Here is a 19,880-nt window from a genome sequence, read left to right as displayed (position 1 = left end):
GGTTCCCTTCCAGGCCGCTTGCCCCCGGTGGATCCCAAATTTTTGTAGGGGACGGGGCGTTACAGGCCTGTGAGCATCGCATCCGCCGGCGCATCGGCGCGCAGCTGCCCGGTCAGCAGGAAGTAACAGAACCCAACCGCCATGAAGCCGAGGAAAATCAGCCCGATCAGCGTGTTGAACCACGCCATCGCCACCAGGCAAACCACGGCCAGTATCAGCGCAATCAACGGCACCATCGGGTAACACGGCGCCCTGAAGGTGCGCTCCAGATTCGGTTCCGTTTTACGCAGTTTGAACAGGCTGAGCATGCTCATGATGTACATCACAATTGCGCCGAACACGGCCATGGTGATCATCGCAGCTGTCAGTGTCATGCCGCCGAGGTTGATCAGGCCATCGCTGTAGATCGCGGCAATGCCGATGAGCCCGCCGGCGATGATCGCGCGGTGTGGTGTCTGGAAGCGCGAGAGCTTAGCCAGCGAAGCAGGCAGATAGCCGGCGCGGGCGAGGGCGAAGAACTGTCGGGAGTAGCCGAGGATGATCCCGTGAAAACTGGCGACCAGGCCGAACAGGCCGATCCACACCAGCATGTGCAGCCAGCCGGAGTTGTCACCGACCACGGTTTTCATCGCCTGTGGCAACGGATCGTTGATGTTGGCCAGGGTGCGCCAGTCGCCGACGCCGCCGGCGAAGAACATCACGCCCATGGCCAGCAGCACCAGGGTCAGAATGCCGCTGATGTAGGCTTTCGGGATCGTGCGCTTGGGGTCCTTGGCTTCTTCGGCGGCCATCGCTGCGCCTTCGATGGCGAGGAAGAACCAGATGGCAAACGGAATCGCCGCGAACATCCCGGCAATCGCCGGCGCGCCGAAGACGTCGGAACCGGCCCAGCCATTCAGGGCGAAGTTGCTGAAGCTGAACGCCGGAGCGACTACGCCCATGAAAACAAGCAACTCAGCCACCGCCAGCACGCAGACGATCAGCTCGAACGTCGCCGCCAGTTTCACCCCGAGAATGTTCAGGCTCATGAACACGATGTACGCGCCAACCGCTGCGTGTTTCGGGTCGAGGGCCGGAAATTGCACATTCAGATAAGCACCGATCGCCAAGGCAATCGCCGGCGGGGCGAAGACGAATTCGATCAGTGTGGCCAGCCCGGCGATCAATCCGCCTTTCTCGCCGAACGCACGGCGGCTGTAGGCAAATGGCCCGCCGGCATGGGGAATTGCGGTGGTCAGTTCGGTGAAACTGAAGATGAAACAGGTGTACATGGTCGCGACCATGAATGAAGTCACCAGAAAGCCCAGCGTGCCCGCCACGCCCCAGCCGTAACTCCAGCCGAAATATTCCCCGGAAATCACCAGCCCCACGGCAATGCCCCACAGGTGCAACGTGCCCAGCGTCGGTTTGAGTTGTGTGTTCATGCGCTTGCTCCCGCAATGGTTGGAAAGCTCCGGGGAGGGCGCGTGCAGTGGGCGTGCCATTGCGCTGAAACAAGTCGTAATGAGTTCAAAGCTGTCGCAGCGGGGATGATTGGCGCTGGATGTGTGGGTTTTGTGCGCCAGTTGGGTGCGATGTTGCCGGTAATGCCGCCATCGCGAGCAGGCTCACTCCTACAGGGCGACGCATTCCAAATGTAGGAGTGAGCCTGCTCGCGATGGGGCCTGTACAAACACCAGAAATCTCCCTGTAAAGCCCGCATAAACCCACTCTTTACGCTTTCTTTATGTCCCGCGCCGCGCCTCGCTCTCGTTCCTTTACAGCGACCTTCCCGACAATCAGCGCACACACGGCAATACGCCGTAACACGGAGATCTTCCATGAGCGTTCTGGACGGGGTGTCACTGCTGTTGGCAGTGGGGCTGTTCATTTATCTGTTGGTTGCGCTGTTGCGCGCGGACCGGAACTAGGAGCGGCTATGCACAGTTATGACTATTGGCTGATCCTCGGGTTTTTTGCGCTGGTCCTGCTGCCGGCGCCGTTCCTTGGGCGCTTCTATTACAAGGTCATGGAGGGCCAGCGCACCTGGCTGACGCCGATTCTCGGCCCGGTCGAGCGCGGTTGCTATCGTCTCGCCGGGGTCGATGCGCAGGCGGAGCAGAGCTGGCAGAAGTACACGCTGGCGCTGCTGGCCTTCAACCTCGCCGGTTTCCTGCTGCTGTTTGCGATTCTGCTGTTCCAGGATCATCTGCCGCTGAACCCGCAAAACCTGCCGGGCCAGGAATGGACGCAGGCATTCAACACCGCGGTCAGTTTCATGACCAACACCAACTGGCAGTCCTACAGCGGCGAAGCGACCCTCAGCTACCTGAGCCAGATGGTCGGCCTCACCGTGCAGAACTTCGTCAGCGCCGCCACTGGCCTCGCCGTACTGGTCGCGCTGTGCCGTGGCATCGGCCGTAAATCGACGAAAACCCTCGGCAACTTCTGGGTCGACATGACCCGCGCCACACTCTATGGCCTGCTGCCGCTGTGCCTGCTGCTGGCGCTGTATCTGGTCTGGCAGGGCGTGCCGCAAACCTTCGCCCAGTATGTGAATGCCGTGACCCTGCAGGGCGTCGATCAGGTGATCCCGCTCGGCCCGGCCGCCAGCCAGATCGCGATCAAGCAACTGGGCACCAACGGTGGCGGTTTCTTCGGCGTCAACTCGGCGCATCCGTTCGAAAACCCTACCGCGTGGAGCAACCTGTTCGAAGTCGCTTCGATCATCCTGATTCCGGTGGCGCTGGTGTTCACCTTCGGCCACTACGTCAAGGATCTGCGTCAGAGCCGCGCGATTATCGCCTGCATGCTGGCGCTGTTCCTGATCGGCGGCGCGACCTCGCTGTGGGCCGAGTATCAGCCGAATCCGACCCTGAACAACACCGCCGTCGAGCAGACCGCGCCGCTGGAAGGCAAAGAAGCGCGCTTTGGCACCACTGCCACGGTGCTGTGGTCGGTGACGACGACGGCGGCTTCGAACGGTTCGGTCAACGCCATGCATGACAGCCTCAACCCGCTCAGCGGCATGGTCGCGCTGGTCAACATGATGGTCGGCGAGGTGATCTTCGGCGGTGTCGGCGCCGGGCTGTACGGCATGTTGCTCAACGTGCTGATCGCGGTGTTCCTCGCCGGTCTGATGATCGGCCGCACCCCGGAATACCTCGGCAAGAAACTTCAGGCCCGCGAAGTGCAGTTGCTGGTGGTGACGCTGCTGGTGATGCCGGTCGGCGTGCTGGTGCTCGGCGCCATTGCTGCGGTGCTACCCGGCCCGGCGGCGACCATCAGCAACCCCGGCCCCCACGGTTTCAGTCAGTTGCTCTACGCCTACACCTCGGCCAGCGCCAACAACGGCTCGGCATTCGGTGGCCTGAGCGCGAACACCCCGTTCCATAACCTGATGCTCGGCCTGGGCATGTTGATCGGTCGATTCGGCTACATCCTGCCGGTGCTGGCATTGGCCGGCAGCCTGGCGATGAAGAAAAGTGCACCGGTCGGCCAGAACAGCTTCCCGACTCACGGCCCGCTGTTCGTGACCCTGTTGACCGTGACCATTTTGCTGGTGGGCGGCCTGACGTTCTTGCCGACGCTGGCGCTCGGTCCTGTCGCCGAACATTTAAGTATGGGCTTCTAAGGAATCCATCCATGAATATGCCTGCAATCAAACCCGCCGCTGTCAAGGCGCCGGAACAAGCAAAAACCGCGATCTCGGCCCTGTGGCGGCCGGCGCTGGTGCAAGCCTTCGTCAAGCTCGACCCACGGCAACTGGCGCGTTCGCCAGTGATGCTGGTGGTCGAACTGACGGCGATTTTCACCACCGTGCTGTGCTTCATCCCGGATGCCAACGTGCCGACCTTCGTCGCCGCACAAATCGCCCTGTGGCTGTGGTTCACCGTGCTGTTCGCCAACTTCGCCGAGGCCTTGGCCGAAGGTCGCGGCAAGGCCCGCGCCGACAGCCTCAAGGCCGGCAGCGAAGGCCTCAGTGCGCGCTGCCGCCAGGCCGATGGCAGTTTCAAGATCGTGCCGGCTGCCAATCTGCGCAAGGGCGACGTGGTGCGTGTCGAGGCCGGGGAGATGATCCCCGGTGACGGCGAAGTCATCGAAGGCATCGCGGCGGTCAACGAAGCGGCGATTACCGGCGAATCGGCGCCGGTGATCCGCGAATCCGGTGGCGACCGCTCCGCCGTCACCGGCAACACGCGGCTGGTGTCCGACTGGCTGCTGGTGAAGATCACCGCCAACCCCGGTGAATCGACGCTCGACCGCATGATCGCGCTGGTCGAAGGCGCCAAACGCCAGAAGACCCCGAACGAAGTCGCGCTGGACATTCTGCTGATCGGCCTGACCCTGATCTTTCTACTGGTGGTCGTCACCCTGCAACCGTTCGCCCACTTCGCCAATGGCAGTCTGCCGCTGGTGTTCCTTGTGGCGTTATTGGTCACGCTGATTCCGACCACCATCGGCGGTCTGCTGTCGGCCATCGGTATCGCCGGGATGGATCGTCTGGTGCGCCTCAACGTGATCGCCAAGTCCGGTCGCGCAGTAGAAGCGGCGGGTGACGTGCATGTGCTGTTGCTCGACAAGACCGGCACCATCACCTTCGGTAACCGTCGTTGCAGCGCGGTGTATGCCGCGCCGGGTGTGACCGGCCGTGAGCTGTCCGAAGGTGCGTTGTTTGCGTCGCTTGCCGATGAAACCGCTGAAGGCAAATCGATCGTCGAGTTCCTCCGTGGTCTGCATCCACAACCGGAGCCTGCCCCGGAAACCCTGACTGCCGTACCGTTCAGCGCGGAAACCCGCTTGTCCGGCGTGGATTATCAGGGCCGTGTGTATCGCAAAGGCGCGGTGGATTCGCTGCTGGCGTTTCTCGGTCAGCAGCGCACCGATCTGGCCCCGGCGCTGGCGCGGGAAATCGACAGGATCGCCCAGAGCGGCGGCACGCCGTTGCTGGTCTGCGCTGACGGCAAATTGCTTGGCGCGATCCATCTGAAGGACGTGGTCAAGCCAGGCATCCGCGAGCGTTTTGCCGAGTTGCGCAAACTGGGTATTCGCACGGTGATGGTCACCGGCGACAACCCGCTGACCGCTGCGGCCATCGCCGCTGAAGCGGGCGTCGATGACGTGCTTGCCGAAGCCACGCCGGAGAAAAAACTCGCGCGCATTCGTCACGAGCAGAACGACGGTCGTCTGGTTGCCATGTGCGGCGACGGTGCCAACGACGCCCCGGCGCTGGCTCAGGCCGACGTGGGTATGGCGATGAACGACGGCACCCAGGCTGCGCGTGAAGCAGCGAACATGGTCGATCTCGACAGCGACCCGACCAAGCTGCTCGACGTGGTGCAGATCGGCAAGGAATTGCTGGTGACCCGTGGCGCGCTGACGACCTTTTCCATCGCCAACGACATCGCCAAATACTTCGCGATTCTGCCGGCGCTGTTCGCCTCGATTTATCCGCAGCTGGGCGTGCTGAACATCATGCACCTGAGCAGTCCGCAGAGCGCGATTCTCTCGGCCATCGTCTTTAACGCGTTGATCATCGTCGTGCTGATTCCGCTGGCGTTGCGCGGCGTGCGCGTGCAGGCGGCAAGTGCGGCGGCGTTGTTGCGGCGCAATCTGCTGATCTATGGCGTGGGCGGGATTGTCGTGCCGTTCGTGGGGATCAAGGCGATCGACATGCTGCTTACGGCGTTGCATCTGGTGTGAGGCTGAAAAAAGCCCCTCACCCTAGCCCTCTCCCAGAGGGAGAGGGGACTGACCGAGGTGACGACGGGAGCTGTATCGACCTGAAATACCGAGGTGTGCTCAGGTTTTGAACTGCACATAGATCGGCTCCCTTTCCCCCTCGCCCCCTTGGGGGAGAGGGCTGGGGTGAGGGGGAAAAGATCTCCCTGACACCCCGCGAAAGTTTGCCCAACGAATTCGAGGATCTTGAAATGTCCACAATGATACGCCCGGCCCTGACCCTGTTGGCACTGATGACCCTGGTCACCGGCGTCGCCTATCCACTCGCGGTCACCGGCATTGCCCAGGTCGCTTTTCCGGATCAGGCCAACGGCAGCCTGATCCACGACGCCGACGGCAAGGTTCGCGGCTCGTCGCTGATCGCCCAGGATTTCAGCGGCGACAACTGGTTTCACCCACGCCCGTCCGCCGGGGCTTTTGCCACAGTGGCCAGCAGCGCCAGCAACCTCGCGCCGAGCAATCCGGCACTCGCCACCCGCGTGATCGACGACGCCAATAAACTTCAGGTTCCGGGGCAAGGCCCGGTGCCGCTGGCGTTATTGACCACCTCCGCCAGCGGCCTCGATCCGCACTTGCCACCGGCAGCAATTGCCTATCAACTGGCGCGTGTCGCGGCGGCGCGTAACATGCCGGTGTCGACCTTGCAGCAACTGCTCGATAAGCACATCGAACAGCCGCTGGTGGGGCCGCCGGTGGTGAATGTGCTGGAGCTGAACCTGGCACTGCAAAACCTGTAGATCAAAAGATCGCAGTCTTCGGCAGCTCCTACATGAATCGCATTACCCTGTAGGAGCTGCCGAAGGCTGCGATCTCTTGACGCTTCACACCAATCTCAAACCGAACAAGGCAATCCCAGCATGAGCGACTCCGGCCGCGCCGACGCGCTGTTAGCAGACCTGCCCCGCGATGGCCGTGGCCGGCTCAAGGTTTTTCTCGGCGCCGCCCCCGGTGTCGGCAAGACCTACGCCATGCTTCAGGCCGCCCACACGCAACTGCGCCAGGGCGTGAAAGTTCTCGCCGGGGTGGTCGAAACCCACGGCCGGGCCGAAACCGAAGCCTTGCTTGGTGGCCTGCCGCAGCAACCGCTGGTGCGCAGCGAATACCGTGGCGTGCTGCTTGAAGAAATGGACCTCGACGGCATTCTCGCTGCCAGACCCAAGCTGGTACTGGTCGATGAACTGGCCCACAGCAACGCCCCCGGCAGTCGTCATGCCAAGCGCTGGCAAGACATTCAGGAACTGCTCGCCGCCGGCATCGACGTATTCACCACGGTCAACGTCCAGCACCTGGAAAGCCTCAACGATCAGGTGCGCGGCATCACCGGCGTGCAAGTGCGCGAGACGCTCCCGGACTGGGTCTTGCAGGAGGCTTATGAGCTGCTGCTGATCGACCTGCCGCCGCGTGAATTGCTCGAGCGTCTGCGCGAAGGCAAGGTCTACGTGCCGGAGCAGGCGCGCGCCGCTATCGACGCGTTCTTCACCCAGACCAACCTCACCGCCCTGCGTGAACTGGCGATGCAGACCGCCGCTGCGCAGGTCGATAACGATCTCGCCCAAGGCTATCGTCAGCTCGGGCAGGCGGCGCCGGCGGTGCGCGGGCGTTTGCTGGTTGGTGTCGATGGCGATGCGCAGGCCGAGCGTCTGGTGCGTCATGCCAGCCGCGTCGCCCAGCGCCGGCATCTGCCGTGGAGTCTGGTGCATGTCGACAACGGCAGCGCCCGCGACGAGCAATCGCGGTTGCGTCTGCAAAGCGCCCAGCAGCTGGCCGAACGCCTCGGCGGCGAAGTGGTGCTGTTGCGCGCTGGTGAAGTGGCGAAAACCCTGATTCAACACGCCGCCGAGCGCCGCGCCAGTCTGTTGCTGGTCGGCCAGTCGCGGCCGCGATTGCGCCGTCGATTGTTCGGCGGCGGCCTGGCGGCGCGGCTGCTGCGTCAGGCTCATGGGCTGGAAATCAACGTCCTCGACAGTGATCACGAACAGCACCCACCACGCCCGCGCAATCCGCTCACGCTGGTGTGGTTCGACTATGCGCTGGCGCTGGTCGCGACGTTGTTAGCCAGTGCCCTGGCCTGGGCGGTGTCGAGCGTGTTGCCGCTGCCGAACATCTCGCTGGTGTTTCTCGCAGCGGTGTTGCTGGTGGCGGTGCGCAGCAGCCTTGGCCCGGCGCTGGCCTGTGCGGCGCTGTCGTTTCTGACCTACGATTTCCTGTTCATTCCGCCGAATTTCTCGCTCAGCATCCAGCGCGAAGAAGACGTGCTGACGCTGCTGTTTTTCCTGCTGATGGCGGCGCTCACCGGCAACCTCGCGGCACGTCAGCGGCGGCAATTGCAGGCCCTGCGCGATACCCAGGAAGAGACCAGCGAATTGCTCGACCTGTCGCGCAAACTCACCGCCGCGACTGATCGCCAGGCCGTGGTCAGCGCCGCCGCACAACACCTCGAAGGCTGGAGCGACCTGCAACTGTGCCTGCTCAACCGCGACGGGCAGGGCGGCTGGAAAGTCGAAACCGGCGGGCCGCTGCAATTCACCGAGGCCGAACGCGCCGCCGCCGATTGGGCGTGGCAACACGATCAACCAGCGGGCAAGGGCACCGGCACCTTGCCGCTTGGGCGTTGGTGGTGGTGGCCGCTGTCGGTCGAGGACGGGCCGCTGGCATTGCTCGGTGTTTGCGCCAGGCAAGGCCAGACCTTGAGCGGTCAGCGCCGACGCTTGCTCACTGCGCTGAGCCAGCCGCTGGCACAAGCCCTGGCCCGCGCGCAGTTGGCCGATGACCTCGAAGCGGCGCGGCTGCATGGCGAAACCGAGCAACTGCGCAGCGCCTTGCTGGCCTCGGTGTCCCACGATTTGCGCACGCCACTGACCGCCATGCGCGGCAGCATCGACAGCCTGTTGGCCCTCGGCGAAGCGATCCCGCTGGAGGATCGCCGCGAGTTGCTCGAAGGCACCCGCGATGAAGCAGAACGCCTCGACCGCTACATCCAGAACCTGCTCGACATGACCCGCCTCGGCCATGGCGCCTTGAAGCTGGCGCGGGACTGGGTGTCACCGGCCGATATCGTCGGCAGTGCGCTCAATCGCCTGCGCGCGGTGCTGGCGCCTTTGCAGGTCAGCACCGAGGTGCCGGCCGAGTTGCCACTGCTGTACGTGCACGCGGCGTTGATCGAGCAAGCGCTGGTCAACGTGCTGGAAAACGCCGCGCGCTTTTCGCCGAGCCACGGTCGCTTGCAACTGCGCGCCGGCGCCGAGGAGCAAGAGATTTTCTTTTCGGTCAGCGATGAAGGCCCGGGCATCCCCGAAGAGGACCGCGCGAAGATTTTCGACATGTTCTACACCGCCGCGCGCGGTGATCGCGGCGGCCAGGGCACCGGATTGGGACTGGCGATCTGTCAGGGCATGGTCGGCGCTCACGGTGGGCGCATCGCCGTAGCTGACGGCATCGACGGGCGGGGCACCTGCATCACCTTGCACCTGCCGTTGCAGGCGCAACCCGGGATGGACAATGAAGCCTGAGGCCGACTGCGCTACTCTCTTGCCACTCTTTTGTGTTGATGTGAATTCATGAGCCAGACCGCGACCATTTTGGTCATCGACGACGAACCGCAGATCCGCAAATTCCTGCGCATCAGCCTCGCTTCACAAGGCTATAAAGTGCTCGAAGCGGGTACCGGTGCCGAAGGCCTGGCGCAAGCCGCGCTGAGCAAACCGGACCTGGTGGTGCTCGACCTCGGCCTGCCGGACATGGACGGTCAGCAAGTGCTGCGCGAGTTGCGCGAATGGGCGAGCACGCCAGTGCTGGTGCTGTCGGTGCGCGCCAGTGAAGGGCAGAAGGTCGAAGCGCTGGATGGCGGCGCGAATGACTACGTGACCAAACCCTTCGGCATCCAGGAATTTCTCGCCCGGGTTCGCGCGCTATTGCGCCAGGCCCCGGCGGGCGAGGCGCAGCCGGCGGCGCTGAACGTCGGCCCGTTGACCGTGGATCTGGCCTATCGGCGGGTGCTGCTCGACGGCGCCGAAGTCGCCCTGACCCGCAAGGAATACGCGGTGCTCGCGCAACTGGCGCGGCATCCGGGGCGAGTGATCACCCAGCAGCAATTGCTCAAGGATATCTGGGGACCGACGCACACCGAAGACAGTCATTACCTGCGGATCGTGGTCGGGCATCTGCGGCAGAAACTGGCGGATGACCCGACCCGACCGCGGTTTATTGTGACGGAGGCGGGGGTCGGGTATCGGTTGTTGAGTGAAGTTGGCTGATCTGACGCCTTCGCGAGCAGGCTCGCTCCCACAGGGGAATGCATTCTTAATGTGGGAGCGAGCCTGCTCGCGAAGAGGCCTTCAATTACTCTGAAAAATCCGGATCAGTTCAACCCTGCTCCTGCTCATACCGATCCAGCGTATCACTGGCAATCTGTCTGCCCAGCGCAATCAATTCCGGCGCCTTGTAGAACTCGAAAAACCGGCACACCCGCTTCGGCACGTTGATCAGGATATCCGGCGGATAGCCGGCGATCTTGTACTGCGCCAGTGAGGTCTGCATCACCTCGAAACTCTGGTTGATCAGATCCAGCAGCGACGCCGGTCCGACGTTATCGATGATGAACGAACCGGTGGCGGATTTCGGCGCGCCTTCGCGTTCCGGGGCGGCGGCCGGTTGCTGGCTTTCCGGTTCGACGCCTTCGAGCCACGGATTGATTTCCGCCGCTTCGGCGCGCAGGGCTTCCTGTTCCAGTTTCAACAACTGCTCGGCCTGTTTGCGCCGGAATGGCAACTTCGAACCCATGGATTTGATCAGACTGTCGAAGCGCGAACGGAACGCGGCGGGCCGCTCGATCACCGGTAATTTGTAATGACGCTGATTGGTGGCGTTGAGGTTGACCGCGATAATCAGATCGCAGTGACTGGACACCACCGGAACGATCGGCAACGGATTGAGAATGCCGCCGTCGACCAGCATGCGGTTGCCCTGCATCACCGGCGTAAACAGACTGGGAATCGCCGCCGAGGCGCGCATGGCTTGATGCAGGCAGCCTTCCTGAAACCAGATTTCCTGCTGATTGGTCAGGTCGGCGGCGACAGCGGTGTAGGGGATGCGCAGGTCTTCGATGTTGATCTCGCCGACGATCTTGCGAATCTGCCCGAAGACCTTTTCACCGCGAATCGCGCCGAGGCGGAAACTGACGTCGACCAGACGCAGCACGTCGAGGTAATCGAGGCTTTCGATCCAGCGCCGGTAGTCATCCAGTTTGCCGGCGGCATAGATCCCGCCGACCACCGCGCCCATCGAACAACCGGCAATGCAGGCGATGTCGTAGCCGCGTCTTTCAATCTCTTCGATAACGCCGATATGGGCATAGCCCCGGGCACCACCGGAGCCCAGCACCAGTGCGACACGCTTTTTCATCAAACTTCCTCCGGACAAGCCTGCACAATGCACGCATCGGCCAAGCGGCTCAATCGCCAAGGTCGTTGCGCGAGGCAGTGACGTCGTTTTTCGCTCGCGCCGCACGCTTGCGCGCTATGCTCTGCGCCACACGGTTTGGCCGGCGGGCGAGGCACTTTTTCGCCGCTCGACCGTCTTACCTGCACGACTGTTGACCTACCTTGAGGTGTGAGTGATGAAAGCCTGGATCTGTGTACCGTTGATGGCCCTGGTTCTGGCCGGTTGCGCCGGCAAAACCGCGTACCGCGACAGCTGCGGCAGCCAACTCGATACGGCCTGGCACGAACTGGACCTGGCCAAGGCTGAAGGCTTCGCCGGCACCGTCAGCTATTCCAAAGCGCTGTCGCTGCTGACCGCCGCCAAGACCCAGCAACAATTCGAAGGCTTCGAAGGCTGCAGCAAGAAAGCCGAAAAAGCCCGCTTCTACATTCGCGAATCCCGAGCAGGACGTTAAAAAAGCAGCTGCAAGCTTCTAGCTGCAAGCGGCAAGCTTAAAGCGACCGCGTTCAGCTTGCAGCTTGTAGCTTGCAACTTGAAGCTGTCTACGGAGTAGACCCCCATGATCGATCGTTTGGTGGCTCATGTGTTGAGCCTGGATGTGCGGCTGCTGGCGTGTCAGGCAAGGTTGAATGCGCGCACCGATCCCGACGCGTTGCATGATTTGCGCACTACGGTGCGGCGCTTGCGCAGTCTGTTGCGGCCGTTGCGCGGATTGCCGGGTGTCGAGCAACTGGAGGCGGCAGCTTCGGCGGTGGGCGATCTGACCACACCGTGGCGTGATCGCGAGGTGCTGGCGGCGTATCTGCTCGAGCATGATCAGCCCGAGGCTGCGCAGCGGCGTCTGGCGCAAATGGCCGAAGCGTATCCGGCGCTGGCGGCGAGTGCGGAATTGGCTTCGTTGCTGATGATTCTTGACGCCTTTCCACGGTTCTTGCGCGCGTCCGAGCGTCAGGGGCTGCTCAAGGATCTGGATAAGCGCATTGAAAAACGTCTGGGCAAACAATGGCAGAAGCTCGACGCGGCGCTGCACGATCCCGCCCACGACCGTCATCGTCTGCGCCTGCTGATCAAACGCGTGCGCTACGGCATCGAAGCTTATCCGCAACTGGATCGCTTGCCGAAACCGGCTTACAAACAACTGAAATCCGCGCAAGGCGCATTGGGCGATTGGCACGATTGCTGGCAATGGCTGGCCCGCGCAGAGCAGGAGGCTGATCTGCAACCGTGTGTGGCAACGTGGCAGGCGGGGTTGATCAAGGCAGAGCTGAAGGCCGATAAAGTGCTGGAAAAACTCAGCGTCACTTGTTTCAAACCCTGAAATCCACACGGTCCCTTGTAGGAGTGAGCCTGCTCGCGATAGCGATTCATCAGTCGACACTTCGCTGCCAGATAGACCGCTATCGCGAGCAGGCTCACTCCTACAGGAGAGTTCGGTGTGACGGATAAAGGTGCAAGGCCTATCTGTCAGCCCATTTGACCGGAATAGACGCTGCGCCGCCGCCCTGGGCTGGTTAAGATCCCCGCATTCCTTTTTCGCTTTCCGAGGTTGCCATGCGCTTTTGCGATCTGCTCGATGCTGTCCGCCAACAACCTGAAGTGACCATCCCCGCCGAATGGGGGCAGGGCCGAGCCAGTTTTGGCGGGCTGGTGGCCGCGCTGCAATTTGAAGTCATGCGCGCCAGGGTGCCGTCGGAACGTCCGGTGCGTTCGCTGGCGATCACCTTTGTTGGCCCGGTCGAGCCGGACGTGCCGGTGAGTTTCGAAGTCGACGTGCTGCGCGAAGGCAAAGCGGTCAGCCAGGTGTTGGGCCGAGCCATGCAAAACGGCCAGGTGGTGACGATCATTCAGGGCAGCTTTGGTGCCTCGCGGCCCTCGGAAGTCGCCGTCGAAGCCTACCCGGCGCCAACCATGAAACACTGGGACGAATGTCAGGAGCTGCCGTATATCAAAGGCGTGACCCCGGAATTCATGCGCCACCTGGCCATGCGCTGGAGCGTCGGTGGCATTCCGTTCTCCGGCACGCCATCGCGCTTGATGGGCGGTTGGGTGCGCTTGCGTGGGGATGTCAAAGAGGAGCCGGTCAACGAGGCGCATCTGTTGGCGCTGGTGGATGCCTGGCCACCGGCGCTGTTGCCGTATCTGAAGAAACCTGCACCGGGCAGCACGCTGACCTGGACCATTGAATTCGTTCAGCCGTTACACGACTTCAGTACGCTGGACTGGTGCCAATACCTGGCCGATATCGAATACGCGGCCGACGGCTACGGCCATGTCGCCGCCAAGCTGTGGAGCGCGAAGGGAGAGTTGATAGCCATGAGTCGCCAGACCGTGACGATCTTTGCCTGACTCAATGCCGACGGTGGCGCTCACGCCAGGCGCGCCACCAGCCACCGCTGAGAAAGAACCGCGGAAAGGTCAGAAACTGCTCGACCAGCAAACGTGAGACGGCATCCTGGCGATCACTGAACGGCTCGGAGGCTTGCGCCTCCAGGCTGTGACCGTGACGCTGCAGACCCAGCGCCGCGACGATACCGATCACGCCGATGGCGACGCTGGCCAGGCTCAGGCCGAACACCCCCGACACGATCAGCAGAAACGCCACGATGAACAGCGGCACGGCAATCAGGTGCAGGACCAGATTGGTCGGATGCTGATGATTGCCCGGGTAGGCGCGCCATTGCCACGCGGGAAGATTGGGGTGACGTTTGCCCATGTTTACTACTCCTCGATCCATGTTGAACTTCATGGTTGAAGAATAGGCCCGGGCGCGGAGGGCGGCGAATCAAGGTTGGCTATTGAGTTGATAGCGGCAATGGCCGTATTTGATGATGCCCGATCTGGCCCCATCGCGAGCAGGCTCACTCCTACATTTGAAATGCGTTCCCCCCGTAGGAGCTGCCGAAGGCTGCGATCTTTTGATCTTTTGATCTTCTGATGTTAAAGCTTCAACTGCCCAATCGCCTTGTTCAACTCTCCCGCCAATGTCGCCAACTCATCACTGGTCGTCGCCGAATCCACCGTCTGCTGCACGGTGTTCTCGGTCACATCACGAATACTCACCACCGCCCGGTTCATCTCCTCGGCAACCTGACTCTGTTGCTCCGCCGCCACGGCGATCTGCGTGTTGCTCTCGCGCATCTGCGCCACCGCGCCGGTGATCTCTGCCAAGGCTGCGCCGGCCTCCTGCGCCTGCTGCACACAATCGTCAGCCTTGTACGAGCTCTCCTGCATGAAATCCACCGCATCGCGGGTGCCGGCCTGCAACGCCGCGATCATCCCGGTGATCTCGTCGGTGGACGCCTGCACGCGCTTGGCAAGGTTACGCACTTCATCGGCGACCACGGCAAAGCCGCGACCCATTTCCCCGGCGCGGGCAGCTTCGATCGCCGCGTTGAGCGCCAGCAGATTGGTCTGTTCGGCGATGCTGTGAATCACGCTGACCACGCCGCTGATCTTCTGACTGTCTTCGGCCAGGCGTTGAATCATTTGCGCCGTCTGCTTCACGCCACTGGATAGCCCGGCAATCGACTGCTGCACCCGGGCGACCACTTGCTGACCGCTGCCGGCGAGGCCGTCGGCGGTCTTCGACAGATCGCGAGTGGCGCCGGCGTGTTGAGCGATGTGGTAAACGGTGGCGGTCATTTCGTTGATCGCGGTGGCGGCCTGATCGGTTTCGCTCTGCTGCCCGAGCATGCCGTGCCGCACATCGTTCATGCTCGCCGCCAGCCGCGCGGCACCGACATCCAGTTGCCGTGCGGTGTTGGCCACTGTCGTCACGACGCGTTGATATCCGGCCTGCATGGCGTTGAAGGCATTGGCCATCTGCCCGACTTCATCCCTGCCCACCAGCGGCACCCGAGCTGAAAGGTCGCCGGTTTTTTCAACGTGCAGCATCACGTCTTTCAACGTGTTGAGCTGGCTGAGCAGAAAGCGGATCAACAGTTGCGAAGCGCCTAGCATTGCCAGCATCAGGACGAAGACTGCCAGCGCGTAGTTGGCGAAGCGCTCGCTGAACACTTGGCTCAGGCTCGGGCCATAGGCGATGACTGCCACTTGTTCGCCGTTGGCACGACTGAACACCTCGGCGCCGATCAACGGATTTTCGCCAAACAGCGGCAGATGATTGATGGCGTTCCAACCGACGCTGCCGCTGATTTCCAGCAGCGGTTGATCATTGAGACGCGGCGCTTCACCGCGCTTGAAGGTCAGCACCTGAGCGGATCTGGGCAGCGCCTGCCCGGGCGGCCAGGCCTTGAGCAATTGCGCCTGCGCCTGCGCGGATGCCTGAGCGGCGTCGCTACGGGCCTGCTGTTCGAGATGTACGGCGTACAGCACCAGCAGCAGCGTTGTGACAAAGGCGACCGCATTGACCGCCCAGAATTTGTATTTCAGCGAGATGTTGCTAAGCCAGGCACCCATGGAGGTCTTCTCTGATAGCGGAAACAGTTTTGGCAAGGTGCCATTATTGTGCCGCTATGCAGATAAGGGAGTTTTGATATGAATCAACAGATGCCGCTGGCCTGCTTTTCTGTAGGAGTGAGCCTGCTCGCGATAGCGGTGGGTCAGTCGCTTACATCATTGACTGACACACCGCTATCGCGAGCAGGCTCACTCCTACAATGAGATTTGGGTGTGTCAGGAAATGATCGGTAAACCGAAGAATGCCCGGGCACACGCGGTGGTGTGCGCGGCCAGTGCTTCTTCGGTCTCGCCGCGATGCAACGCCACCTCGCGCAACACCTCGGTCAGATAGGCCGGCTCATTGCGCCCGTTTTTCGGCTTCGGCCGCAGCGTGCGAGGCAGCAGATACGGCGCATCGCTTTCCAGCATCAGCCGTCCCGGCTTGATCTCCTTGACCAGCGGATGCAGATGCGTGCCGCGGCGCTCGTCGCAGATCCAACCGGTAATGCCGATGTGCAGATCCAGATCGAGGTAGCTGAACAGGGCTTTCTGTTCGCCAGTGAAGCAATGCACCACCGCCGCCGGCAGTTGATCGCGGAAGTCCTTGAGGATTTCCAGCAGGCGCTGGCTGGCATCACGCTCATGCAGGAACACCGGCAGTTGCAGCTCGGCGGCCAGCGCCAGATGTTCTTCGAGGACCTTTTCCTGCTGCGCACGCGGGGAGAAGTCGCGGTTGAAATCCAGACCGCATTCACCTACCGCGACGACATTGGATTCGTTCAACAGGCTGCGCAAACGACGCGCGCTGTCAGCGTTCCAGTCGCTGGCCGAATGTGGGTGAACACCGGCAGTGGCGAACAGTCGTTGGCCGCTTTCGTCCAGTTGCTGGCACAGCTCCAGCGCCTGCTCGCTGCCCTCGACGCTGGTGCCGGTGAGCACCAGTTGGCAGACCCCGGTGGCGTAGGCGCGGTCGAGCACCGTCTGGTGTTTGTCGGCGAAACTGGGGTTGGTCAGGTTGACGCCGATATCGATGAGTTGCATGGTGCTACCTCGGGCCGAAGGCCGGAAAGCATATCAGAGCTGTAGATTTATAAGAAAAGGCAAGAACTACAACGACTTATGGCTGTCTGTTGGGGCCGCGGGGGACTCCGGGGTGGCGGCAATGCCATCACTGTGCCAGTCTCTCGCACTTTACCAGCGCACAAAGCGCTCTGTTTTCGTCGGTGATCTCGCCGCTTTCATGGTGAAGTCGCCCCGTATTCTTTTCGGAGAGTGGATGCATCGTCCCTCGGTTCTGCTGCTGTTGTGCGCTGCGTTGCTGCTGCCGATGACGGCGGTCGCGCGCCTGCCCGGGCCGCTGCAAGCCGTGCCGGCGACCAAGGTTCGCGACCTCTCGGACATTCGCAGCAGCCGCGTGTTGCGCGTGCTGGTCAATCAGAGCCGCAACAGCTCCGGCGAAGTCCAGGGCCAGGCCATTGGTGTCGAATACCACCGCCTGCGCGCCTTCGAGCAATACCTCAACGGCCATGCCCGTGACGGCCAGCAAGTCACCCTCAAAATCATTCCCAAAGCCAAGGATCAATTGCTCGGCGCCTTGCAGCGCGGCGAAGGTGACATGGTCGCGCCGGGCGAGTTGCTCGATCTGCCTTCGGGCTATGCGGTCGCCAGCAGTGAGCCGATCGCCAGCAACGTGCCGCTGGTGCTGGTCGGCATCAAGGGCCAGCGCCGCTACACCAGGGTCGAGCAACTCTCTGGCAAAACCCTGGCCCTGCCCACTGGCAGTGCGGCGGGGGAGGTGGTCAGCCAGCTCAACCAGAAACTGGCGCTGCACAAACTGGCACCGATCAATATCGAATGGGTCGATCCAACGCTGGCCGTGGAGGATGTGCTGGAAATGGTCCAGGGCGGGATTTTCCACCTGACCATCGTCGAGCAGCCGATTGCCGAGCGCTGGGGCAAGATCCTGCCGAAGCTGCGCCTCGACCGGCAACTGAGCCTCGGCGAGCCGGGCGAGGAACATTGGTTCGTGCGCCGCGACGCGTCGATGTTGCGCGCGAGCATCGATCGCTTTCTCACCGGTTACAAGAAACCCTCTGACGAAGACGCCGCATTTCTGCGCATCTATCGGCGCTTGTACCAGGTGCACAATCCGCTGGCCAAGGGGGATCGCCAGCGTCTGGAAAAACTCCGCCCGACCCTGCAAAAGCACGCCGACGCGCAGAACATGGACTGGCTCAATCTTGCGGCGCTGGCGTTCAAGGAATCGCGTCTGCAGCCCAACGCCCGCAGCGGCAGCGGCCCGACCGGGCTGATGCAGATCACTCCGTCCGCCGCGCAACGGGTCGGGGTGAGCAATATCCACAATCTCGATGCGAATGTGCAGGCCGGCGCCAAGTACCTGGCGATGATCCGCCGCAAATTTTTCAGCAGCCCCAAACTCAACGAGCGTGAGCGCATGGCATTCACCCTCGCTGCGTACAACATCGGCCCTGAGCGCGTGCAGGGCATGCGTGCCGAAGCGCGCCGCCGTGGCCTGAATCCCAACCAGTGGTTTTTCCAGGTCGAGCGTATCGCCATGGAGCAAGTGGGAATGGGCGCCGTCAGCTATGTTAATAGCGTGAACAAGTACTACCTGGCATTCGACCGGGAGCGTGAGTCGCTCGAGCCCCGCCAGCAGAAAGTGGTCACACGGAAATAATCTAAAAACTCGATTGTTATGGCGAAATATTTGCGCTTTTAACATGAAATAAACTGATTAATATAGCGACCAACCCAAACACACAAACACTTCTGCACAACAAGGAATGCACCATGAGCTCTCTGATCAACAAGGTTCTGTTCACCCGCGCCGGTTACGGCCTGACTGTCCTGCGCATTGCTGTTGGCGTGATCTTCGCCGCCCACGGTTCGCAGAAACTCTTCGGTCTGTTCGGTGGCTACGGCCTGGCCGGCACCGCGCAATGGATGGAAAGCATCGGCCTGACCCCGGGCTACCTGATGGCTTCGCTGGCTGGTGGTACGGAGTTCTTCGCCGGTCTGGCCCTGATCATCGGCCTGCTGGCACGCCCGGCGGCACTCGGTCTGGCGTTCCTCTCGCTGGTGGCAATCTTCTCGGTGCACATCGGCAACGGTTTGTTCATGGCCAACAACGGTTATGAGTTCGCCCTGGCTCTGCTGGCCGGTAGCATCGCGGTACTGATCGAAGGTGCCGGCAAGCTTTCGGCGGATCGCGCCATCGCCGGTTGAAGGCTCTGGCTCAAGGCAAAGGCCCGCATTGCGCGGGCCTTTTTTTGTTGCGGGCGATTCTTGACACTGGTCGGTCACGTTCTCTAGGATGTTGCTCATGCGCCGATTTAAACAGCTACTTGCGGGGCGCCAGGTGACTTCTACAGTTACCGTCAGAAGCCGGAACAGGGCTTCGAAATACCGCTAAAGCGCTGGTTCGGTGTTGCCTCTCACCTGCCATGCAGACTTTTGAGGCAGAGACACGACACGATGAATGCACTACGCCCTCCAGCACGTCCCGCGCCGATCACGGCCCATGTCACCCAGCGCAACCCGAAAATTCTTCTTGGCGGCAAACACCAGCCGACGCTGTTGCGTTATCTCGATGGCTGGCCCCGTCGCAGCGGCGGTCCTGCCGCGTTCCTGATCCAGTTTGTCGATGACGGCGAGTCGCTGGCGCGTTTCGCCACTGACAGCTTTGATCTGGCGGTGATTCAGGCGCCGAGTGCAGAAGAGGCGCCGGAAATGATCAAGCAACTGACCCGCGTTGCGCGGCAGGGCTTGATCACCCGGCGCTGATTGCTCTTACAGATATTCAATCGCCACGATGTAAACGAACTGCTCGCCGGTCGGCGTCTGCACCCGCACTTCGGCGTCGAGTGCCTTGCCGATGAGCGCGCGGGCCAGCGGTGAGTCGATGCTGATCAAACCGAGTTTGAGGTCCAGTTCATCGGGGCCGACGATGCGGTAGCGCGACTGCTTGCCGTCTTCGTCTTCGATAGTGACCCAGGCACCGAAATAGACCTTGTTCGGGTCACTGGGTTTTTCGCTGACTACCTTGAGCGCTTCCAGACGCTTGGTGAGAAAACGCACGCGACTGTCGATTTCGCGCAGCATTTTTTTGCCGTAGGTGTACTCGGCGTTTTCCGAACGATCACCCTGCGCCGCCGCTTCACTCACCGCCTGGGTGACCTGCGGGCGACGCACATGCCACAACTCATGGAATTCGGCACGCATCCGCGCTTCACCTTCGGGGGTGATCAGCGCGGTGCCGGCGGTGCGGGGAGGGCGATAACGGCTCATGGCAACTTCTT

18 protein-coding genes are annotated in these 19,880 nt (G+C 62.0%); 12 read left to right on the top strand and 6 right to left on the bottom strand.

The window, feature by feature from the left end:
• Positions 1 to 59: 59 nt before the first annotated feature.
• Complete coding sequence (gene eat / locus QRN33_RS10955; RefSeq protein ID WP_252880596.1) at positions 60 to 1,424, bottom strand: ethanolamine permease; 1,365 nt, start codon at positions 1,422 to 1,424, stop codon at positions 60 to 62.
• A 396-nt stretch (positions 1,425 to 1,820) separates the two neighbouring features.
• Here eat and kdpF point away from each other — a divergent pair, with 396 nt between their 5' ends.
• The 6 genes from kdpF to QRN33_RS10925 all read left to right on the top strand — a co-directional run bounded on the left by kdpF (position 1,821) and on the right by QRN33_RS10925 (position 9,974).
• Positions 1,821 to 1,910 carry a K(+)-transporting ATPase subunit F gene (gene kdpF, locus QRN33_RS10950; RefSeq protein ID WP_007899818.1) on the top strand — a complete coding sequence of 30 codons (90 nt, stop codon included), beginning with the start codon at positions 1,821 to 1,823 and terminating at the stop codon, positions 1,908 to 1,910.
• 8 nt (positions 1,911 to 1,918) lie between these two features.
• Positions 1,919 to 3,613, top strand: coding sequence for a potassium-transporting ATPase subunit KdpA (gene kdpA, locus QRN33_RS10945; protein ID WP_285408525.1), 1,695 nt, complete (start codon positions 1,919 to 1,921; stop codon positions 3,611 to 3,613).
• Between the two features lie 11 nt (positions 3,614 to 3,624).
• On the top strand, positions 3,625 to 5,682 hold the full coding sequence (kdpB, locus tag QRN33_RS10940) for a potassium-transporting ATPase subunit KdpB (protein WP_285408523.1): 2,058 nt from the start codon (positions 3,625 to 3,627) through the stop codon (positions 5,680 to 5,682).
• A 230-nt stretch (positions 5,683 to 5,912) separates the two neighbouring features.
• Complete coding sequence (gene kdpC, locus QRN33_RS10935; RefSeq protein WP_285408521.1) at positions 5,913 to 6,458, top strand: potassium-transporting ATPase subunit KdpC; 546 nt, start codon at positions 5,913 to 5,915, stop codon at positions 6,456 to 6,458.
• 120 nt (positions 6,459 to 6,578) lie between these two features.
• A complete protein-coding gene (locus QRN33_RS10930) occupies positions 6,579 to 9,230 on the top strand; it encodes a DUF4118 domain-containing protein (RefSeq protein ID WP_285408519.1) in 2,652 nt (883 codons plus the stop codon).
• Positions 9,231 to 9,278: 48 nt separating this feature from the next.
• Positions 9,279 to 9,974, top strand: a complete 696-nt coding sequence (locus QRN33_RS10925; RefSeq protein ID WP_064361526.1) for a response regulator — start codon at positions 9,279 to 9,281, stop codon at positions 9,972 to 9,974.
• Between the two features lie 109 nt (positions 9,975 to 10,083).
• Here QRN33_RS10925 and QRN33_RS10920 read toward each other — a convergent pair whose 3' ends face one another.
• On the bottom strand, positions 10,084 to 11,121 hold the full coding sequence (locus QRN33_RS10920; RefSeq protein ID WP_042607907.1) for a patatin-like phospholipase family protein: 1,038 nt from the start codon (positions 11,119 to 11,121) through the stop codon (positions 10,084 to 10,086).
• A gap of 214 nt (positions 11,122 to 11,335) precedes the next feature.
• Here QRN33_RS10920 and QRN33_RS10915 point away from each other — a divergent pair, with 214 nt between their 5' ends.
• From QRN33_RS10915 to QRN33_RS10905, 3 genes are all read left to right on the top strand, one after another.
• Positions 11,336 to 11,614 (top strand): lipoprotein, encoded by a 279-nt coding sequence (locus QRN33_RS10915; RefSeq protein WP_042607906.1) that lies wholly within the window; start codon positions 11,336 to 11,338, stop codon positions 11,612 to 11,614.
• Positions 11,615 to 11,719: 105 nt separating this feature from the next.
• Positions 11,720 to 12,478: a CHAD domain-containing protein gene (locus QRN33_RS10910; protein ID WP_285408514.1), complete on the top strand. Its 759-nt coding sequence runs from the start codon at positions 11,720 to 11,722 to the stop codon at positions 12,476 to 12,478.
• A 233-nt stretch (positions 12,479 to 12,711) separates the two neighbouring features.
• Positions 12,712 to 13,506: an acyl-CoA thioesterase gene (locus QRN33_RS10905; RefSeq protein WP_064361529.1), complete on the top strand. Its 795-nt coding sequence runs from the start codon at positions 12,712 to 12,714 to the stop codon at positions 13,504 to 13,506.
• Position 13,507: 1 nt separating this feature from the next.
• Here QRN33_RS10905 and QRN33_RS10900 read toward each other — a convergent pair whose 3' ends face one another.
• The 3 genes from QRN33_RS10900 to QRN33_RS10890 form a co-directional block, all read right to left on the bottom strand.
• Complete coding sequence (locus tag QRN33_RS10900) at positions 13,508 to 13,873, bottom strand: DUF962 domain-containing protein (RefSeq protein WP_285408512.1); 366 nt, start codon at positions 13,871 to 13,873, stop codon at positions 13,508 to 13,510.
• Between the two features lie 224 nt (positions 13,874 to 14,097).
• Positions 14,098 to 15,579: a methyl-accepting chemotaxis protein gene (locus QRN33_RS10895; protein ID WP_285408510.1), complete on the bottom strand. Its 1,482-nt coding sequence runs from the start codon at positions 15,577 to 15,579 to the stop codon at positions 14,098 to 14,100.
• A gap of 216 nt (positions 15,580 to 15,795) precedes the next feature.
• Positions 15,796 to 16,602, bottom strand: coding sequence for a TatD family hydrolase (locus QRN33_RS10890; RefSeq protein ID WP_285408508.1), 807 nt, complete (start codon positions 16,600 to 16,602; stop codon positions 15,796 to 15,798).
• 235 nt (positions 16,603 to 16,837) lie between these two features.
• Here QRN33_RS10890 and QRN33_RS10885 point away from each other — a divergent pair, with 235 nt between their 5' ends.
• The 3 genes from QRN33_RS10885 to QRN33_RS10875 all read left to right on the top strand — a co-directional run bounded on the left by QRN33_RS10885 (position 16,838) and on the right by QRN33_RS10875 (position 19,365).
• Entirely contained in the window at positions 16,838 to 18,259 is a 1,422-nt protein-coding gene (locus QRN33_RS10885; protein WP_285408506.1) for an MltF family protein, read from the top strand.
• A 113-nt stretch (positions 18,260 to 18,372) separates the two neighbouring features.
• Positions 18,373 to 18,807 (top strand): DoxX family protein, encoded by a 435-nt coding sequence (locus tag QRN33_RS10880; protein ID WP_016770887.1) that lies wholly within the window; start codon positions 18,373 to 18,375, stop codon positions 18,805 to 18,807.
• A 249-nt stretch (positions 18,808 to 19,056) separates the two neighbouring features.
• Positions 19,057 to 19,365, top strand: a complete 309-nt coding sequence (locus QRN33_RS10875; protein WP_042607899.1) for a hypothetical protein — start codon at positions 19,057 to 19,059, stop codon at positions 19,363 to 19,365.
• 6 nt (positions 19,366 to 19,371) lie between these two features.
• On the opposite strand, the gene greB is transcribed toward QRN33_RS10875, so the two are convergent.
• Positions 19,372 to 19,869 carry a transcription elongation factor GreB gene (gene greB, locus QRN33_RS10870; protein WP_285408504.1) on the bottom strand — a complete coding sequence of 166 codons (498 nt, stop codon included), beginning with the start codon at positions 19,867 to 19,869 and terminating at the stop codon, positions 19,372 to 19,374.
• Positions 19,870 to 19,880: the final 11 nt, after the last annotated feature.

Source organism: Pseudomonas sp. FR229a, assembly GCF_030209115.1.
GTDB classification, from domain to species: domain Bacteria; phylum Pseudomonadota; class Gammaproteobacteria; order Pseudomonadales; family Pseudomonadaceae; genus Aquipseudomonas; species Aquipseudomonas moraviensis_A.
This window is presented reverse-complemented; position numbering and strand designations above follow the sequence as displayed.

Bases quoted from the DNA above. Each gene is read 5' to 3' on its own strand.
- QRN33_RS10915 (WP_042607906.1), top strand. From the start codon at position 11,336: ATGAAAGCCTGGATCTGTGTACCGTTGATGGCCCTGGTTCTGGCCGGT.
- QRN33_RS10900 (WP_285408512.1), bottom strand. From the start codon at position 13,873: ATGGGCAAACGTCACCCCAATCTTCCCGCGTGGCAATGGCGCGCCTAC.
- QRN33_RS10905 (WP_064361529.1), top strand. From the start codon at position 12,712: ATGCGCTTTTGCGATCTGCTCGATGCTGTCCGCCAACAACCTGAAGTG.
- QRN33_RS10880 (WP_016770887.1), top strand. From the start codon at position 18,373: ATGAGCTCTCTGATCAACAAGGTTCTGTTCACCCGCGCCGGTTACGGC.
- QRN33_RS10930 (WP_285408519.1), top strand. From the start codon at position 6,579: ATGAGCGACTCCGGCCGCGCCGACGCGCTGTTAGCAGACCTGCCCCGC.
- QRN33_RS10920 (WP_042607907.1), bottom strand. From the start codon at position 11,121: ATGAAAAAGCGTGTCGCACTGGTGCTGGGCTCCGGTGGTGCCCGGGGC.
- kdpF (WP_007899818.1), top strand. From the start codon at position 1,821: ATGAGCGTTCTGGACGGGGTGTCACTGCTGTTGGCAGTGGGGCTGTTC.
- eat (WP_252880596.1), bottom strand. From the start codon at position 1,424: ATGAACACACAACTCAAACCGACGCTGGGCACGTTGCACCTGTGGGGC.
- kdpA (WP_285408525.1), top strand. From the start codon at position 1,919: ATGCACAGTTATGACTATTGGCTGATCCTCGGGTTTTTTGCGCTGGTC.
- kdpC (WP_285408521.1), top strand. From the start codon at position 5,913: ATGTCCACAATGATACGCCCGGCCCTGACCCTGTTGGCACTGATGACC.
- QRN33_RS10895 (WP_285408510.1), bottom strand. From the start codon at position 15,579: ATGGGTGCCTGGCTTAGCAACATCTCGCTGAAATACAAATTCTGGGCG.
- kdpB (WP_285408523.1), top strand. From the start codon at position 3,625: ATGAATATGCCTGCAATCAAACCCGCCGCTGTCAAGGCGCCGGAACAA.
- QRN33_RS10885 (WP_285408506.1), top strand. From the start codon at position 16,838: ATGCATCGTCCCTCGGTTCTGCTGCTGTTGTGCGCTGCGTTGCTGCTG.
- QRN33_RS10875 (WP_042607899.1), top strand. From the start codon at position 19,057: ATGAATGCACTACGCCCTCCAGCACGTCCCGCGCCGATCACGGCCCAT.
- QRN33_RS10910 (WP_285408514.1), top strand. From the start codon at position 11,720: ATGATCGATCGTTTGGTGGCTCATGTGTTGAGCCTGGATGTGCGGCTG.
- greB (WP_285408504.1), bottom strand. From the start codon at position 19,869: ATGAGCCGTTATCGCCCTCCCCGCACCGCCGGCACCGCGCTGATCACC.
- QRN33_RS10925 (WP_064361526.1), top strand. From the start codon at position 9,279: ATGAGCCAGACCGCGACCATTTTGGTCATCGACGACGAACCGCAGATC.
- QRN33_RS10890 (WP_285408508.1), bottom strand. From the start codon at position 16,602: ATGCAACTCATCGATATCGGCGTCAACCTGACCAACCCCAGTTTCGCC.